This window comes from Wolbachia endosymbiont of Culex quinquefasciatus Pel (genome assembly GCF_000073005.1).
Classification (GTDB): Bacteria; Pseudomonadota; Alphaproteobacteria; order Rickettsiales; family Anaplasmataceae; genus Wolbachia.
This window is the reverse complement of record NC_010981.1, coordinates 221,391-240,136: the sequence shown is the minus strand read 5'-3', so window position 1 is coordinate 240,136 and position 18,746 is coordinate 221,391. Positions and strand designations below refer to the sequence as shown.

Genomic DNA, 18,746 nt, shown 5'->3' with positions numbered 1-18,746 from the left:
ACAGATTTAAAAGCCTAAAAACTATCTAAACAACTACAAGATTAGTAGTTTGATCAATTTCAACATTACTAAGTGTTGTATTTGCCTTATACAAACAGTAACATCCTGCTGCAAGAAAAATTAATGCAGCTACAGCGAATGAAAGACACATTGCTAAATGAAACATTGTCAAACTTGCACCAACAGCAGATGCTCCAGATAATACAAAAGAAATAGAGGCGTAACTACCTTGCCTTTTACTATTGTTGCTTGCTCCTAAGAATTTTTCATATTTACTATTTAGCTTTTTATTTTTACCTTCAAATTGTTCTTGTAGATCTTCAAAACGCTTCTCTAGTGTGCTTTCATGTTTCTTGAGTTCGGTTGTTACCATATTCTCGAATTCACTCTGTAGTTGAGTATATTTTTCAGTGATAGTCTTTAGATCATCCTTTAATTGAGTGTATTCTTTAGTACATTGAGTTACTTTAATTAAGTCTTTCCTTACAGAATCTAGGTCCTGTTTTAAGTAGCTGTTCTCAGAGTCAAGTTCTTCAAATCTTTCCTCACGTTCTTTCTGTAGCGCATTAATTTTAGTTTGTATACCATTAAGTAATTTAGTCACTTTAGCCAACTGTTGAGTATCTACAACATTTGGACCACTATTTGCAGAGCTATGACTTTCTACATTATTTTCATTATCAACAGGACTATTGAGTGACTCTAGATCATTATTAACTTGCTCACCTTCAGGCTCTTTAGATTTCTTCTCCTCAATTGCCTGAATGAAGTTATTAGTATCAATAGTGATTTTTCCTTCACCTTCAAAAAAAGATATAATATCCCTTGTTGTTTCATCTATTAAATATTCTAACTCAGCTCCCGAGAAACCATCAGTTTTATTTGCAAGTTTTTTAGTATCTACTTTAACTTCCAACCCTTCAATAACTTTGAATTTTTTTATATATAAGTTCAATATATCCTTACGCTGGGCACGACCTGGCAAAGGAATTTCAATATGATTAGAGAGACGGCCTGGCCTAATAAACGCTTTGTCTAAAACATCTCTACGATTAGTTGCAGCAATCACTGTTACACCTTCTAGTGAGTTGAAACCATCGAGCTCGGTTAAAAACTGATTCACAAGGCTGTCGCATAATTGAGCATGACTAGAACTACCACCGCTACCACGTTTTGTAGCAATACAATCAATTTCATCTATAAAAATTATACAAGGAGCATTTGCTCTTGCCTTTTTAAAAATTTCTCTTACGTGCTTTTCACCTTCACCAATATACGATTTCAGAAATTCAGATGCAGAAACACTAATAAACTTTGCATTAGCTTGACATGCAATTGCACGAGCAATTTTGGTTTTACCATTTCCGGGTGGACCATAAAAAAGATAGCCTTTTTCTGGTTTGTAACCTATCTTTTTAAGTAATTCTTTATTTCTTTCTGGAATAGTACCAAGAATCTTGTTTAGCTCCTTTTTAACGCTTTCTGGAATTATAATATCATCAAGTGTTGTTTTATTTTCCGATTTAGCTGGATCAAAAATTTCTATTGAAGAGTTACTTTGTGTGAGTTTATTTATCAAACTATCTATTGTTCCAAAATTTTTTATACCTTTAACATTAAATTTTTTAAGATCAGCTAAAGCTTTTTCTCCTTTATCACCAATGTTGTTCAAAGCTACATCAAGTGAAGTAAGGTTTGTAAGATTACCATTAGCTAAAGCTTTTGCTCCTTCATCACCAATACTGTTCGAACTTAAATCAAGTTGAGTAAGGTTTGCAAGATTACCATTAGCTAAAGCTTTTGCTCCTTCATCACCAATACTGTTCCAACTTAAATCAAGTTGAGTAAGGTTTGCAAGATTACCATTAGCTAAAGCTTTTGCTCCTTCATCACCAATATAACAGCTTTTTAAACTAAGCTTTGTAATATGAGAATTAATCTCTAAAAAGCTTACTAATTCACTTACGGTTATTATTTTAAAGTCCAATTTTAGACAGCCGTTTTTAACAAGTTCATTAAAATTCATTTCGTTTCTCCATTAAATATATAAATATTTTAGTCTATATTTTAATAATTGTCAAATTTTTAATAAATCAAATGAAAAATTATAGAAGATGCTCAGTATCATAAAAAATTTACTTTATTTTTAAGTAGAAAAACAGTACGTACCTTTGTGAGAACAAGTTGCATGATAAGGAAACTGGTGAAATGTTTCGAGTAACTTTTCCGTTTCTATGAGCTACTTGGCAGCAAGAATAAAGTTTTAATCATTCCATGGTTTCTGTATAATTTTCAAAACTTAATTGGTATATATGAAGGTAATAATAGGTAGCGCTAGTAAACAATTAGGAGATTCAATAGCAAGTGGGCTAAATGCTCAGCTATTCCCCAATCAGGTGTCAAGATTTGCCGATGGTGAGGTAAATGTAGAAGTAGCAAATGATCTACGTAATCAAGAAGTATATATAGTACAATCTCTTTCTTCCCCTGTAAATGATAACCTTATGGAGCTTCTGCTTACAATTGATGCAGCAAAGAGATCTGGAGCCAAGAGAATAACAGCTATTATTCCTTATTACGGATACAGTAGGCAGGATAGGGTTATTAAAAACAATAATATGCAATCTGCTTTAAGTGCTAAATTAACTGCAAATCTTATTCAAATAGCTGGTGCAAACAGTGTTGCTGCTATTGATTTGCATTCAAGTCAAATTGAAGGTTTTTTTGATATACCAGTTACTAATCTAAGCTGTTTTGAAGTATTTGTTAACTCTATATACAAGGAAAACTTGGCAATAGTTGCGCCTGATGTTGGAGCAATTGGCAGAGCTCGTGCTTTTGCAAAGATTTTAGAGGAAAAACACAAGTTGGATAATGATATTGTTGTAGTAGATAAATATAGAGAAAAAGCAGGTACATCTGAGGTAATGAATGTAATCGGAGAAGTTGCAAACAAAAATTGCGTCATTGTTGATGATATAGTTGACTCTGGCGGAACATTATGTAATGCAGCTCTTGCTTTAAAAAATCGAGGAGCAAAGTCTGTAGTTTCGTGCATTACACATGGAATACTTTCAGGAAATGCAGTTGAGAAAATCTCTTCCTCTTCTCTGGATAAATTAGTAATTACGGACACCGTATTTCACAAATTTGAAAAAAATGATAAGATAGAGGTTGTTTCAATTGCAAATATTTTAATTTGCTTTATGCAAGGAGGTAAAAGTGCCAGCTAGATCAACAGAAGATGTTATCACTTCGTTAATAGAATTTGCAAATAAGAGAAAAATAACAATTACTAAGGAAGAAATGCTTAAAACTGCACAGCTTGTGAGGATTAAGTTATCCGATGATGAGATTCAATACTACTCAAAAGAACTGACAATGCTGGATTGGATACATGATACTTTGTTGAAAGTTAATACTGAAGGTGTTTCTCCTATGCGTTATGGAACTATAGATAAGGATATTCATGTACGCGATGATATTATAAATTCTCAAAACATTAAAGAAGAAATATTATCCAATACAAAATCAGAGCATGGGTATTTCGTAGTACCGAAGGTTATAAACGATTAAGATAAAGCAAGATTTATACCGATTTTATAGATCTACTTTCAAAAATAAGACCAATCTGGTAAAGAAGCATTCGTTGGAGTAAAAACCATTTTTTGATTTTTCTTTACTAAATCTACTAAATATAATTTAGAGTTGCTTGGTGATTCTGCGTTAGTAAAGATAATTTCTCTGCCATTTGGTAGCCATGCCGGAGATTCAATTTTATGTCCCTCTGAAAGCAAGCGCTCTTCTTTGCCATCTGGCTTCATAACTCCTATGTAAAATTTTCCTGACTGAATTTTTGTAAAAGCTATCAGATCTCCTTTTGGCGACCAAACAGGTGTAGCATATCTTCCATTTCCAAAACTAATTCTCTTGGGTTTTTTGCTTTTTTTAGTGAAATCTATGATATATAGTTGCTGACTTCCACTTATATCAGAACTAAAAACCATGTACTTTTGATCTGGAGACAAAGAGGGAGAAGTACTTATAGCTGAACCTTTAGTAATTTTTTTTGTTCGTTTACTGCTTAAGTCTAGAGATAATATATTTGTTTCACCACTCAATGAGTGGGAAATAAAAAGAGATTTACCATCAGGAGAAAATCTTGGTGCAGAAATAACTCCTTCAAATGCGCTGATTATTGATTCAGTGTTATCTTTTAAATTTTTTAATATTATATAACTTTTACCATTTGTGTATGATATATAAACAATACCCTTTCCATTTGGTGAAAATCTTGGTGTTGACACAAATTTCTCACCATTTGTTAAGTACTTTATATTACTTCCATCTTGATTCATCACAGCAATTTTACGGACGGATTTGTAATTGCTATCTTTTTCTTCAGCGATATATGTAATTTTTGTATTGAAATGCCCTTTCTCACCAATCAATCTATCATGTATCAGATCTGAAACAAGATGACTAATTTTCCTCCAGTCTTTTGCTAGAAAAACAACCGACTGAGTAAGCAATTCTCTGTTTGTAAAGCTGTCAGATAAACGAAAAGATAGCTCTAAATTTCTGTTTGATACTTCACTTAAACTTATTGTGACTACAGTATCGCTTTTCCAAGACTCAACTTTCGCGTCACGTTTCACATTAAATAAGCCACAATTAGATAGATTTGTTTCAATTACTTTTGTGATGCTTTCACTTAGCTCATTTTCCACTTCTGTCTTGCATGCACATTTAGATACAACAAGATCAATATTACCAATATTGCTTTTTTTTATATCAACATATAAAACAGCTTTTGTGGAATAAGGAATAAATAACGAAATAAATAACACCAGTTGAACGAATAGCTTCATTAGATTTCTTGCATTACCTCCTTTCATCTCAGCAAATAGCTTACTTTTGAAGTTAAACTGCATGACAGTAGAGTAAATCAATTTCTGCAGTACTTGACACTGGAATCCAGAAATTTGACTGCAAGTAAGTGCACTGAGGTGGCAAGCATAAAAGTAGCTGTTTTATTCTAAAATAAACGTCTTTGACAAGGTTGCATGAAAAACTGGATTCCAGTGTCAGAGCACTGGGATGACACTCTACTGGTGGAGATTGCTCTAAAACTACAATGTTTGCCTGGGCGTTGAGATGGCACCCTTCTGGTAGATTCAAATCACAATGTTTGTATAGTTGTGTGATCTGACACTGATTTTTTTTTACGGATTCCAGTATTGCATGCTGAAATAACATCAAAGAATACATTGTTAACTTCTTACTCAAATAATGGTTAATAAAAAGAGGTATACTTCTATACCTGTTCTATTTGGACTTCAATTATAGGTCTTTTTAGTAAATATTCCTTTAAGATACTAAATATTGAACTTTCAATCTTATTTCTTATTTTTTTTATCGGCTGTGAGTCAAATGCTGACTCAACCTTCTTTATGATCTTTTGCATAATGGCTGCATCTTTTTGCGCTTCGAAAACACCAGGTGCAAATACTTTTGGCTTAGCAAGCAGTTTATTTTTCTTGTTTACAACTGCTGTCACTACGATAGCTCCGGCATCTCTCATTCTCTCACGCATTTTTATAACGCTGCATTCTGGATGACGGAGTAACATACCATCAATACCAAAGTAGTCGACATCAATGGAGCTAACTTTTTCCCCATTTTCCAAATTAACAATATCACCTGGTGCAATCATTATTGCTTTTTTCACACCGCACTCTTTAGCAAACTTTACATGTGCATCCGTATGAATATACTCACCATGAACCGGAATAGACATCTTAGGTTTTATCAAAGAATACATTTCCCTTAGCTCTGCTTTTACTGGATGCCCGGAAGCATGAACATTCTCTGTTTTTTCAGTAATAACTTCCACTCCCATCTCAATAAAGGCATTGAGCGTGTTATGTGCACGAGTTTCATTGCCAGGAATGATTTTTGATGAAAAGATCATGGTATCACCTTGCTGCATTTTAAATGCTTGATGACTCTTAGAGGCAAGTCTTGCGGTAGCTGCCAGTGGCTCACCTTGACAACCTGTGCAAAGTAGCACCAGCTTTTCCCTTGGAAAATTTACTGCCTCCTTTGCTTCTAGAAACTCAGGAGAATCAGTTAAATAACCACTATCCTGAGCAACTTTCACTATTCTCCATAAAGATCTGCCAAGTAAAACCACTTTTCTATTTAGTGCTTTTGCAGCTTGGCTTATTGTTTCAATTCGCGCCACATTCGAGGCAAATAGCGAGACAGCAACCAATTTTTTAGACCGCTTTATTATATTGTAAATATTATCATAAATTTCACTTTCTGATTCAGGGTCGTGTTTGCTCAGTATGTTTGTTGAATCACAAATTGCTGCAAGTAGATCACCTTTATCGCCAATTTCTTTTAAACGCTCTATATTAGAAATTAATCCAACAACAGGTTTTGGATCAAATTTCCAGTCCCCAGTATGAAGTGCACTACCTGCTTCAGTGCTAATTAATATTGAATTTGCCTCAGGAATTGAGTGAGTTACATTTATAAACTCAACGGTAAAAGGACCCAAATTTATGCTGCCATTTATGTCTACCTCTTTCACAGGTACCACACCTTCCAATCGAAACTCCTTTAGTTTCTCCTTGAGAAAATTAACTGTAAACTTTGTTGTATATATGGGACATTGCAAATCTTCCCACAGATGAGGCACTGCACCACAGTGATCTTCATGTGCATGTGTAATTATTATTCCAAGCAAATCTTTTTTTCTTTGAGCAATAAAATCTACATCAGCAATGAGTAGCTCAACACCTGGCATAGTTTCATCTGCAAAACCGATACCAAGGTCGATCATAATCCACTTGCCTTGATAATGATATAGGCTAACGTTCATCCCAATTCTTCCTACTCCTCCAAGAGGAAGAAATAAAAACTCATTTTTGTTTATGTTCATTAATTTTAAATTATTAAAATGCGAGGATAGCAAAACTTCGACCTTAAATAAAGGAATTTATCACTTTTGCATAACTTAAAAAAATCTTTTCACTAAAAGAGAAGGCTTTCAAATTGGTAAAAAGAATTAAGTGTAGACAGCTACCTCTTTATATCATTTAGCAAATTTCTCATTTTTTTTTTACTTTTCCAAAGAATCCTTCAGATTTCTGCTCTACACTTTCATGTTCCTCTTCCTCAAGCGCTTTTAATAGCTCAATCTGCTTTTGGGTTAAATTCTTTGGATTTAAAGTCTCAACTATTACCTGTACGTATAAATCACCACGAGCATGTGAGTTCATATATGGCATACCCTTTTCCCTACAACGTAGTTTGGTACCAGTTTGAGTGCCTTCAGGGACCTTTACTTTTATTTTAGCTCCATCAATTGATTGAATATCGATTTCACCACCAAGTACTGCTAGTGTCATTCTTATAGGCACTTTACAGTGTAAATCTGCTCTATTGCGAGTGAAGATCTGATGAGTAGCTATTTTCACACATACGTATAAATCTCCGCTTTTTCCACCTCTTGCTCCAGCTTCTCCTTTACCACTGACCCTTACCTTAGCTCCTTCTTCTATGCCTTTTGGAATTGAAACGGAGATATTTACTTCATCTCTTTTACGCCCACTTCCACCGCATTTCTTACATTTATTTTGTATTATTTCTCCTTCCCCATAGCATGTAGTACACGTTCTTTCAATGGTAAAAAAGCCCTGTTGAGTTCTAATTCTACCGCTTCCCTGGCATGTGTTGCACTGAACTGGTTTGATTGCTCCTTCGCTACCTGTGCCTTGGCATGTATTACATTTTATATTTGTCACATAATGTATAGGTGCTTGTATTCCTTTAAATGCATCTTCCAAGGTAATTTTAAGGTCGTAGCGCAGATCTGCTCCAGATACTCCTGTTGTACTTCTTTTTGTTCTTGACCTACTTGTACTGCCGCCGAATCCTCCACCAAAAAAATCGTTAAATATATCACTAAAATCCCCTCCAGCTTGGCTGAAATCAAATCCACCGGAAGCACCATCGTGACCATAACGATCATAACCTGCTCTTTTTTCAGAGTCAGATAGAACTTCATATGCAGCTGTTACTTCTTTAAATTTTTCCTCTGCTTCCTTATTACCAGGATTTCTGTCAGGATGATATTTTAATGCTAGTTTTTTATATGCTTTTTTTATCTCGTCAGTACTAGCATTTCTGCTCACTTCTAGCAGGTCATAGTAGTCTTTTTTGTTCATATATAATAGCTCAGTATTTTACCTTTAAAGATAGGTATTACATATATGAATTTCAAGTATGACCTCTATTTCCTATAAAATATGGTGCACCCTGAGCGACTTGAACGCCCGACCTTTTGATCCGTAGTCAAATGCTCTAATCCAACTGAGCTAAGGGTGCTTGCACAAAGCTGACTTTAACAGATTTTATAGCTTATTTCAATTGGTTTAGCTAAAAATAAAACTCTTATCATGTATGAAACCTGTAAGAAATTGTACTAGCTCTCTTAAAGGATAACTTAAGTTAACAGTTTCCAATTACTTTGATTTTAGAACCGCTATCCGAATAAGAGCTTTTCACATTATACTGCCAAGCTGCTAACAAATAGCGGAATGACGGTTATAGTTAAATCTAAACTATTTTGGCTATATCAGAAGACGGGTTATGCAGAAACCTTAAAATACTTCTTGCTTGCCAAGGAGAATAAATACATTCCTACAAACAAGCAGATACTCAATATCGATGCATAGGAAAACTTGAAAATTAAATCTTTAATATATATTGATAAGCATTTACCTGCAGAAATTTTGTATAGTAGTCCAACACAAATAATCGTACTATCAATGACCGATGCTATAATTAAAGTGATGAAATTTGCCATATGAAAATTCAATTTCGACTTTAATTCTTCAAAAACAACTATGCTTGAGAGAAGAGAGATTAAAATTGGAGTATATAGAACCAGTATCATAAAACCAAAATTTTGCAATTTAAAAAGACAGCATATCACTGTACACACTATTAAGCTGTAAGTAGCTTTGCTTCTACCATAAAACTCAACCATTGAGTTTACAACTAAAGTAGCTCCCACAAATAAGGCAGCACATATCATTAATTTATTTGAAGTGTTAAGTAAAGAAAGACTGATAAGCAAGAGTATTGATAAAATGGACATAATCACCTACCCAAATTTAATAATATGCATTTATTTTAATCAGACATTACACATAATGAAAAATTTGTCTAGCGTAATCAAAAGTTATTTAAACTAGTACCTAAGTCTTTCAAATCTATTCTTATAATATCCTTTATATTGAGAGCTTTCTCCTCTGTCACTTTTCCAATACATGAAAAAACTATACCTTTAAACAATTCTTCAAACTTCCGCTGATTTTGCGGGGCAATGGTTACTAATATTCTACTTTGCGATTCAGAAAACATTATTATCTTGTTTATTATGTCTGTATTTTGTGTTTTTCCTATTGGTACTAGTGAAAGATCAATTTCAGCACCAAGGTCTCCTGCAATTAGCGATTTTGCCAAAGCAATAATTAAGCCGCCTAAGTTTGGTGCAATTGCAGAGACAATTATGCCATCTTTTATTGCCTGGTTGTAACGTTCATACAACTTCCTAGCGCTCTTTGCATTAACTTTTGGCACGTTGTTATTATCTATTCCACTATATAACTGATATTCAGATCTACCAAGCTCATCGTAGGTTGTACCAAGCACATATATCAAGTCCCCTGGCATTTTCACATCAAGCGATACCGCATTTTCAATATTGTCTATAATTCCAATTGCTGAAATGAGTAGTGAAGGTGGTGCAGATATCATCACTTTCTCGCCATTTTCATCATATCCCTTGAAGTCATTGAACATACTGTCTTTTCCGGATATGAATGGTGTTTTAAATGCAGTTGCAAAGTCGTAACAAGCCTCTGCAGCTCTCTTTAGTTGCCACAATCTTTCTGGATTATAAGCATCACACCAGCAAAAATTATCGAGCAACGCTAGATGATTTATATTTCCTCCTGCAGCTACGTAGTTGCGTATGGCAGTGTCAATCGCACATGCTGCCATGTGATAAGTGTCAATTTCTCCATAACTTGAGCCAAATCCCTGCGATTTTACAACACCTTTGTTTGAAGAAAGGACTGGCCTCGAGACAACAGCTTCGCTGCACACTCTTCCCTTGCCTTGCAGTGGTTTCAGTATTGACGATCCTTGAACCTCATGGTCATATTGCACCACTATAAACTCTTTGCTGCGTATGTTTGGTCTGCTTAGCATTTCTTTTAGTTCAAAGGTGTCATGCAAGTAGCTGAGACTGGAATCCATTTCACGCTCAGCTCTACCATCGTATGGGTTTTGGCGTAAAATGTTTGCAGGCTTTACCTGCTGGATCCCAGTGTCAAGCACTGGGATGACAGGAAAGGATACAGCAGACTCCTTAGACCACGGTTTCGTCTGTAAATGCACTTTGGGATTACCGTCATGCAGAAATTCAGTTTCGATGTCCATTATTACTTCTCCTGGGGGACATTTAACAACGGCTTTGCCACTTTTGTTGAATTCTCCAATTACACAGACCTCCACATCATGTGTTTTCATGATTTGCTTAAACGCAGGAAGATTTTCTTCTGGCACTGCTAAGGTCATTCTCTCTTGTGATTCTGATATCCATATTTCCCACGGAGCCATACCATCGTTTTTAAGGAGAACCTTGCTCAAATCAACTTCAAATCCGTCTTTTCCCATTTCACCAATGGACGATGATAGACCGCCTGCTCCATTATCCGTTATTGCATTATAAAGACCAAGATCTCTTGCTTTTACGACGGCGTTGGATAATTTTTTTTGTGTTATAGGATCACCAATTTGCACAATTGTTGAAGGGCTGTTTCCCGACAATGCCTCTGAAGAAAAAGTTGCACCGTGAATTCCGTCCCTTCCAACTCTTCCACCAATAATTACGATTTTATCACCGTTTTTGGGTTCTTTTATGTGTGAAGGTGCATTATTTATATTCCGTGGAATAATTCCGATGCTTCCAACAAAAACTAATGGCTTTCCACAGAATCTATCGTCAAAGTATACCGATCCAAGTTGCGTTGGAATACCGGAGCAATTACCAGCAACATTAACACCGTGAATCACTTCTTTCATTATATATTTTGGTGGTAAGATTTTATCAGTACGCTCTTTATCTCTATAAAGTTTGCCTTTTGATTCTTTGGCAAAGCAAAAGTAATAAGTATTCATGATAGGTTCTGCACCTTTGCCAAAACCGACTATATCTCGATTAACTCCAAGCACTCCAGTCATTGCTCCACCGAACGGATCGAGAGCTGAAGGACTATTGTGAGTTTCAACTTTATCTACAATCAAGTAATCGTCATCAAAAATTATTCCTCCTGCGTTGTCGGAGAAAACTGACACGCATATGTTAGAATTTATCTCACGCGTTGCACGCTTAATATAATGAGCATATAGACCATCTTTTATTTCATCAATAGGGGAGCAAAAAATATTGTGTTTACAATGTTCAGACCAAGTCTGTGCCAGAGACTCAAGTTCAATATCATATGGATTTCTACCGAGTTTTTTAAAGTAATCCTTTATAGCTTTCATTGCTGCCAGCGAGAGCCCTAAAGTGCCATTACCATCGATTCCATCTCTGCTGATTTTTTCAAGCTCTTGGTCACTTACATTGAGTTTGACAGATTTTGCTCCATTATTACCTGGTGTCATCCCAGTGCTTGACACTGGAATCCATTCTTTTTTTTCCTGGTCACGCGCTGTAATGACACCAACTGGGGTATTTTGTTTACTGTAATACTTCCAATGGCAATTGCCGTTTTCTTTATGGAAAAGTGTGCAATATTCAGTAATAGGATTGAATTCCTGTTTTATGTCATCTTCGGTTGGAAAACCTCCTTGACTTAGAATCAATTTTGAACTTCTTGCCTTGATAGAAACACTTTCATCAATGTGGCGTTTGCTCATTAGATATTCTCTAACAATTTGTTTTGCCGTGTTTCCTACGTTATCGGTCATGCCAGGTAAAAAGCTTATCTCCAAGCCCCACTTTGCTTGTGATTCTATGAAGTTATATTGAACTTCTTCAAGGTTTTCATTGTAGGAATAATAACGGCAGTCTTGTATGGCTTTATTATAAAATAGCCCACAAATTTCTTCATGTAATTTTGATGGTAATTCTTTGCTTATGTAAATCAAGTAAACATTAACTACCCTTCTGCGGCTAACTTGTTCACATTTATTAAAAACTTCTATTCTGATGTTTGCCATGTAATATTGTGAAAGACTTTAATATATCATAGCATAAGAAACTGCGAGCACATTTATATTTTAAATAATTTCTATACAATAAAAGTGTTGTATTAATTGTTACTGTTAGTGGGAAGAGTTTTTACTGTTAATGTGAATGAGTCCCTTTTTGATGTGCTGGTTCAGCACATATTTTCTGAATATGAAAGAGAAAAAATTCCCGAGATAAAGATCATACTTCCCTGCAAGAGGGATGTTATAGCATTGCTGAGTGCATTCAAGAATTACAGAACTATAATTTTGCCAGAGATAGTTTCACTAGAAAACATTGATGAAGAAGATTTAATATTAAATCTTGATAGAGTTAAAGTTATCAACCCAACAAAAAGAACACTGCTACTCATTCAATTTATATTGGAGTGGAATAAAAAAAACAATGATAATTTTCCAATCGATCTGGTTTACAGTTTGCCGTCATTGCTTCAATATACCCAAATAGAGGGTGATTATCAACTTGATGAGCACTCAAAAAAAGTAGCGAATTTCATAAATTTACTTATCAAAACTTGGAGTAAAACTTTAAAAGGTTTGGGAGTAATAGATATACTAAAGCATAAGAATGACTACATAAACAATATGATAAACTTCCTGCAGAAAGATCAGCATATGATCTTTATTGGAATTGGAAAGGGTGAAATCTACAAGTTATTGATTAAGGCTATATATGACCTGCCATTTGGAAAGATAATTCTACCTAACCTGAATTTGAAAATGAACGAAAAAGATTGGAAATCACTTGATAAAAAACACTATCAACATTGCCTGAAAGATTTACTCGATTATTTAAAAGTGGATAGAAGGGATGTTAGTTTTCTGTCAGAAGCGTGTTCTGGTGTCATCCCAGTGTCAAGCACTGGGATGACAGAAGAAAGGGCTGGGATAACAGGAAGTCCTGAGGAATATCTTGATTATATCTTCGATACAACTGCTGATCTAAGTGAAGTTGGTGGCGGATCAATTGAAAATATTGAAGTCATCACTTGTGATTCAAGGGAGGAAGAAGCACAAGTGACGTCACTAATTATAAAGAATGAAGGTTATGAAAACGCTTCTTTGTTTGTCTTTGATAAATTACTTGCAGATCGTATGGCGTGTACCATATCGGAAAACTATTCTTATGTGACGCTTCTGCTTTATAGTATTGAGATTTTGAACTCAAAATGGAACGGTGTGGCATTGCTTTCTCTTCTTAAACATAGGCTAGTGACTTTTGGTTACGCTCAAGAAGAGTACACTCGTATTTTATCTGAGTTTGAGATAGAAGTATTGCGTAGCTTTAATACAAATGGTCTTAAGGATATTATTAACGCTATTAATACTTGTAAAAAGCTAAGACATAAAGAAGATATATTAATTATTATCAGTAAGTTAAAGATTATATTTAATCCTTTACTGTATCTTGTAAATTATCCCATTTTTGATGTGGCATCAGCTCATTTGCAGTGTGTTAATGTCCTTTCTAATATCAATTTTTTAGAGCTAAATGGTGAAATAGGTAATTTTACTCGTGATTTCTTAAATGCATGTGAAGATGTAGCAATAAAATGCTCCTTAGAGTTATATAGCCAAATCCTGATATTATTTTTAAAAAGGAAGTTTTTTTCTCCAGAAAATAACTTAGATAAATTCAGCTTATATCACAATAAGGTTGTAGTACTTGCTGGATTTAATGATATACCAAATTTTCAGAATCCGTTTTTGAGTGCACTGAATAGAGAAAAATTTAACCTTCCTTCTGTGCAAGAAGAGCAAGGGTACTTTTTGTATACTTTGCGCAATTTATTTGGTGCCGGCAAGGTTTATATTACGAGGCTAGTGAGTGATAGAAAATCAATTCTATTGCGCCGTTTGGAAGTTCTGTTACAAGAACCAAAATATCCTTATCGCAATTGGCTAAGAATATTAAATACACCTGAGTGCATTGTTCCATGTACTCAGCCTATGCCAAAACCTAAAACTGAAGTGAGGCAAGCAAAAATGCAAGTGATGTCTTGCAGTGCGGTAGAAAAACTGATTCGTAACCCTTATTCATTTTATGTTGAATACATACTGAACCTTAGACAGTTGAAAGACTTAAATTTTAAGCCATCGATATTGGAGTTTGGCACTATGGTACACAATATTCTTGCAAGATATTTACGCAACGAAAAGTCGCTGATGAATATTGCACGAGAAATATTCTCGTCTAATCGATTCCACTTTTCAAATATGTGGTGGGTAAGGTTGCAGAGGATAATTCAATCTTTTGTTGAGCTTGATAGGACTGGAAACAATCAAGTTGAGTTGGAGAAGAGCTTTTCCTATCCGATATTTCATATTCCAGCGCGTGACACACAACTGCGCGGATGCTGTACAACTTCCACTAAGAATAAGGGTGTCATCCCAGTGCTTGACTACTTGGATCCAAAAAATTTGATTGCAAATGAACACACCAGACAATTGTGTAATAAGAGCTGGTCAGATACTCGAATGACAGAAGAAATTTTATTGACAGCAAGATGTGATAGAGTTGAGTATCTACCAGGTGGGCAAGTAGCAATTATAGACTATAAACTTGGTTCACCACCTTCCAATGAGGAAGTTATGTCAGGATTTTTCCCGCAATTAATTTTACAAGCTTTAGCAGTGGAATACACAACAAAAAAAGAAGTCTCGGAGCTTGCTTATTGGAAACTTGATTATGATAAAATAAAGGTTATTGCTTTGAAAGATTATAGACAAAAAATGCATGAATTTCAGAATATTCTACCAGATTTCTTATCTAATTATTTAAGAGATACTACTCCCTTCATTGCCTCTCCTTATTTTGATAAATTCCTGAGATTTAACATCTACAAACAACTAGAAAGGATAGGGGAGTGGTTATAAATTATATCTCCTCTCATCCAGATCAAAATAGCTGGTTGTACAGCTGGTTTACTAAGTGCAGTAGGAGAATTACTAGATTGTGATATAGACTCATCTTTGCTAGACTCAAACAACCATAAAAAAACACTAAAAAGTGATTCAATCAATTTTAGCCATTAAAACTTGAATAGTGGCTAAAATAGCTTTAAATTGTATATTTATTTTAGAGGGGTATATGCCATCACAAAAACAGCTAAATGCGCAGCTAATTGATGCTGCTAAAAAAGGACAGCTAGATTTTGTTCAGCAAGCTATACAGAGTGGAGCAATTATTAATACAATAGATGATGATTATGGGAGAACTGCTTTAATATGGGCTGCTGACAATGGTCAACTAGAGATATTACAATACTTGATAGAAGAGGGAGCAAATGTTAATGCAGAATCTCCGGGAAACATAACTGCTCTAATTCATGCTGCTGCCCATGGTCATCTTGAGGTAGTACAACTTCTAATAGCAAATGGAGCTGATTTAAATGTGAAACGTCAAGGTCAATTCTCTGCCCTAACATATGCTATTGTAAATGGCCATACGGAGATAGCAAAGCTTCTAACTAGATATCATTTAATAGCTAATCTTGATATGTCAATACCTCGCTTGCCTCTTCCTACTTGTATACCAGAGTTATCATCTTATTGGTATGACTGTAAGGATGAGCTCAATAAAATGAAGGAAGAAGATAGTGAATTATATAATTTTCTTGTAAGTAAGAGAATTAATGAACAGGTAAGAATTTGGACAGAGAGTGAGACAATACGAAATATTGCATAAGATAGATTAAATATAGAATACTCAATCTATGCTAAAGATTTAACAGGTAAAATAGAATTAGTGATATTCTTTCTTAACAACAGGGAAATAATCAATTCTTTATCGTGGTATTATAAGGTAAGAATTCAAACAATTGATCAGGTAAAAAGGCTACTTGATCGTTTCACAAGAGAACATGTAGAGCTTGAAGTAGAAATTGTTCCAGCACAATTAAACTTTAATACTCAAGAGTTACAACCCCCTAAACTAAAAACATTATCATTTGCACAAATGATTAACAATCATGCAGGATTATTTTCAGCTGCCAAAAATGGTCAATTAGAAACAGTAAGATACCTGATAGAAAAACAGAAAGAAGATATTAATTCAACAGATCACTATGGAAGAACTGCTCTAATGTGGGCTGCTGGAAGTGGCTATTTAGAGGTAGTAAAGTACCTGATAGAAACAGCAAAAGCAAATGTTAATGTGAAAGATGGCTATGAAAACACTGCTCTGAATTATGCTACTAGAAACGGGCATTTAGATGTAAAAGAATATCTGAAAAGTCATATACAAAAAGAGCTACGGAAGAAATACGTCTGCATTGGTGTTAGTGGTATAGTAGGTTATGTTGCAGGTATGACAATATCATGTTCTGCGGGAGCAGTGATTACAGTTTGTGCAGCATCAGCGACCGTTAGTCTAGCGTTAGGTGCAATGTTGGGTTATATGATTGTAGAAGTAAAAAAAGAGAAAGCAAACAAAGGTATAGCTTCTGCGCTTAAAGATGTTTTCACTATTCAAGCTCTAAGTAGAATAGCCTTATAGAGAGTGAAAGTAGGTTTATTGCTTAAGGTTGCATGATTGCCTTAATAACAATAAAAAAATAATAGAAGCAAAAGATATGGCTTGAAAATTTTCTAAGGTCTTCACTAAAAATGTCTCAACTTGACACTGAAATACAATTTGATTTAATTAATTCATATATGTAGGTAACGTCAAGCACTAGAAGGAGGAAATATGGATAAAAAAATTAGGATAGAATCAGATAGCTTAGGAGAAGTAAAAGTACCAAGTGAACGTTACTGGGGAGCTCAGACTCAGCGTTCTTTGGAAAATTTCAAAATTGGTACAGAGAAAATGCCAGAGCCCCTGATTAAAGCGCTAGCAATAGTAAAACTTGCAGCAGCACGTGTTAACATGAAACAGGGTAGCATAGATAATAGAGTAGGGGATGCAATCTGCACAGCGGCACAGGAGGTAATAGACGGTAAATTTAATAATCAATTTCCGCTTGTTGTTTGGCAAACCGGTTCTGGAACGCAGACCAATATGAATGTGAATGAAGTGATCAGCAATCGTGCAATAGAAATTTTGGGCGGTGATTTAGGTAGTAAGTCTCCAGTGCATCCAAATGATCATGTAAACTGTGGTCAGTCATCAAATGACACTTTTCCAACAGCAATGCATATAGCAGTAGCAGAGCAAATAAACCGCTTGCTTATTCCCAATCTTGAAGAATTATATAAAGCGCTAAATAATAAGGTTCATGAATTTAAAGATATAATAAAAGTAGGGCGTACTCATCTGCAAGATGCAACTCCTCTAACACTTGGGCAGGAATTTTCTGGCTATGCAGTTCAGATTAAAAAGGGAATAGAGAGAGTAAAGTCAACTCTAAGCAATGTATATGAACTTGCACAAGGTGGTACCGCGGTTGGCACGGGAATCAATACTAAAAAGGGTTTTGCTGAGGATTTTGCTAAAGAAGTGGCAAAAATCACTAATTTTCCATTTATTTCAGCAAAAAATAAGTTTGAAGCACTAGCAGCAAATGATGCTTTAGTTGAGCTCAGTGGAGCACTCAATACAGTAGCAGTAAGCTTGATGAAAATTGCAAATGATATAAGGCTACTTGGTTCTGGTCCAAGATGCGGGATTGGAGAAATAATGTTACCAGAAAATGAGCCTGGCTCTTCAATCATGCCGGGTAAGGTGAATCCAACTCAATGCGAAGCAGTGACTATGGTATGTGCTCAAGTTATGGGAAATCATGTTGCCGTGACAATTGGTGGCTCAAATGGTCACTTTGAATTGAACGTGTTTAAGCCGGTGATAATTTACAATGTTTTGCAGTCTATAAGACTTTTAGCTGATACAAGTTTAAATTTTGCAGAGAAATGCGTAGTTGATATTAAAGCAAACGAAGAAAGAATAAAGGATTTACTAAATCAGTCGTTAATGCTAGTTACTATATTAAATACGCATATAGGATATGACAATGCAGCAAAAATAGCGAAGCTTGCTTATAAAGAAAATATCACTCTAAAGGAAGCAGCAGCAAAACTTCAACTGCTCACTGAGGAGGAGTTTGAAAGGATAGTGAAACCAGAGGAGATGGTAGGTTAAACTACCACCTTTTTTTGTCCCTAGTTAATTGTGGTAATATGTATGGAACTTTGCTGGTTGCTCTACATATACCTCTTCTAAATCACTTAGAGCGTGGTCATTGTGATTAAAGCCATATCTCTTAACCATCTCATCTAGCGTAACAGAGCTTAGAGAGAAACTGAACTCTGGCAATGGATTCACATTTGAGGATTGCAGACTAGTTACTCCATTTATCAAATAGTTATAATACTCTGGGGATAATTGCTCACCTTCTAACCTCAGTTATGGATTAGAAAATAGATAAAAGTATAACTAAGAAGAGGGAAACAGGGTAAACTCGAGT

At 35.0% G+C, this 18,746-nt stretch carries 12 protein-coding genes and 1 tRNA gene; 6 read left to right on the top strand and 7 right to left on the bottom strand.

Annotated elements, in window-relative coordinates; genetic code table 11:
- Positions 1–25: 25 nt before the first annotated feature.
- Positions 26–2,026, bottom strand: coding sequence for an AAA family ATPase (locus WP_RS01145; RefSeq protein ID WP_007302645.1), 2,001 nt, complete (start codon positions 2,024–2,026; stop codon positions 26–28).
- A 286-nt stretch (positions 2,027–2,312) separates the two neighbouring features.
- Here WP_RS01145 and WP_RS01140 point away from each other — a divergent pair, with 286 nt between their 5' ends.
- Together WP_RS01140 and gatC are read left to right on the top strand one after the other, a co-directional pair.
- On the top strand, positions 2,313–3,233 hold the full coding sequence (locus tag WP_RS01140; protein WP_007302646.1) for a ribose-phosphate diphosphokinase: 921 nt from the start codon (positions 2,313–2,315) through the stop codon (positions 3,231–3,233).
- Positions 3,223–3,576: an Asp-tRNA(Asn)/Glu-tRNA(Gln) amidotransferase subunit GatC gene (gatC, locus tag WP_RS01135; RefSeq protein ID WP_007302647.1), complete on the top strand. Its 354-nt coding sequence runs from the start codon at positions 3,223–3,225 to the stop codon at positions 3,574–3,576. Before WP_RS01140 ends, gatC begins: the two co-directional genes overlap by 11 nt.
- A gap of 38 nt (positions 3,577–3,614) precedes the next feature.
- Here gatC and WP_RS01130 read toward each other — a convergent pair whose 3' ends face one another.
- The 6 genes from WP_RS01130 to WP_RS01100 form a co-directional block, all read right to left on the bottom strand.
- Complete coding sequence (locus tag WP_RS01130) at positions 3,615–4,871, bottom strand: Tol-Pal system protein TolB (protein ID WP_012481764.1); 1,257 nt, start codon at positions 4,869–4,871, stop codon at positions 3,615–3,617.
- Positions 4,872–5,317: 446 nt separating this feature from the next.
- Entirely contained in the window at positions 5,318–6,952 is a 1,635-nt protein-coding gene (locus WP_RS01120) for a ribonuclease J (protein ID WP_012481763.1), read from the bottom strand.
- 169 nt (positions 6,953–7,121) lie between these two features.
- A complete protein-coding gene (gene dnaJ / locus WP_RS01115) occupies positions 7,122–8,240 on the bottom strand; it encodes a molecular chaperone DnaJ (protein ID WP_012481762.1) in 1,119 nt (372 codons plus the stop codon).
- An 82-nt stretch (positions 8,241–8,322) separates the two neighbouring features.
- Positions 8,323–8,400, bottom strand: a tRNA-Arg gene (locus WP_RS01110).
- A 262-nt stretch (positions 8,401–8,662) separates the two neighbouring features.
- Positions 8,663–8,971 carry a hypothetical protein gene (locus WP_RS07635; RefSeq protein ID WP_230440371.1) on the bottom strand — a complete coding sequence of 103 codons (309 nt, stop codon included), beginning with the start codon at positions 8,969–8,971 and terminating at the stop codon, positions 8,663–8,665.
- Positions 8,972–9,252: 281 nt separating this feature from the next.
- Entirely contained in the window at positions 9,253–12,312 is a 3,060-nt protein-coding gene (locus WP_RS01100; RefSeq protein WP_007302652.1) for a phosphoribosylformylglycinamidine synthase subunit PurL, read from the bottom strand.
- A gap of 108 nt (positions 12,313–12,420) precedes the next feature.
- Here WP_RS01100 and WP_RS01095 point away from each other — a divergent pair, with 108 nt between their 5' ends.
- From WP_RS01095 to fumC, 4 genes are all read left to right on the top strand, one after another.
- Positions 12,421–15,219, top strand: coding sequence for a PD-(D/E)XK nuclease family protein (locus WP_RS01095; RefSeq protein ID WP_012481761.1), 2,799 nt, complete (start codon positions 12,421–12,423; stop codon positions 15,217–15,219).
- Between the two features lie 214 nt (positions 15,220–15,433).
- The gene (locus tag WP_RS07630; RefSeq protein WP_007302654.1) at positions 15,434–16,030 is read left to right on the top strand and encodes an ankyrin repeat domain-containing protein; all 597 of its coding nucleotides are present in this window, start codon (positions 15,434–15,436) and stop codon (positions 16,028–16,030) included.
- Between the two features lie 60 nt (positions 16,031–16,090).
- Positions 16,091–16,840 carry an ankyrin repeat domain-containing protein gene (locus WP_RS07625; RefSeq protein WP_007302655.1) on the top strand — a complete coding sequence of 250 codons (750 nt, stop codon included), beginning with the start codon at positions 16,091–16,093 and terminating at the stop codon, positions 16,838–16,840.
- A 192-nt stretch (positions 16,841–17,032) separates the two neighbouring features.
- Positions 17,033–18,421 (top strand): class II fumarate hydratase, encoded by a 1,389-nt coding sequence (gene fumC, locus WP_RS01080; RefSeq protein WP_007302656.1) that lies wholly within the window; start codon positions 17,033–17,035, stop codon positions 18,419–18,421.
- Positions 18,422–18,746 lie beyond the last annotated feature (325 nt).

Coding starts and splice junctions, on each gene's coding strand:
- WP_RS01140 (WP_007302646.1), top strand. CDS start 2,313: ATGAAGGTAATAATAGGTAGCGCTAGTAAACAATTAGGAGATTCAATA.
- WP_RS07635 (WP_230440371.1), bottom strand. CDS start 8,971: ATGATACTGGTTCTATATACTCCAATTTTAATCTCTCTTCTCTCAAGC.
- fumC (WP_007302656.1), top strand. CDS start 17,033: ATGGATAAAAAAATTAGGATAGAATCAGATAGCTTAGGAGAAGTAAAA.
- WP_RS01130 (WP_012481764.1), bottom strand. CDS start 4,871: ATGAAGCTATTCGTTCAACTGGTGTTATTTATTTCGTTATTTATTCCT.
- WP_RS01100 (WP_007302652.1), bottom strand. CDS start 12,312: ATGGCAAACATCAGAATAGAAGTTTTTAATAAATGTGAACAAGTTAGC.
- WP_RS07630 (WP_007302654.1), top strand. CDS start 15,434: ATGCCATCACAAAAACAGCTAAATGCGCAGCTAATTGATGCTGCTAAA.
- WP_RS01120 (WP_012481763.1), bottom strand. CDS start 6,952: ATGAACATAAACAAAAATGAGTTTTTATTTCTTCCTCTTGGAGGAGTA.
- dnaJ (WP_012481762.1), bottom strand. CDS start 8,240: ATGAACAAAAAAGACTACTATGACCTGCTAGAAGTGAGCAGAAATGCT.
- WP_RS01145 (WP_007302645.1), bottom strand. CDS start 2,026: ATGAATTTTAATGAACTTGTTAAAAACGGCTGTCTAAAATTGGACTTT.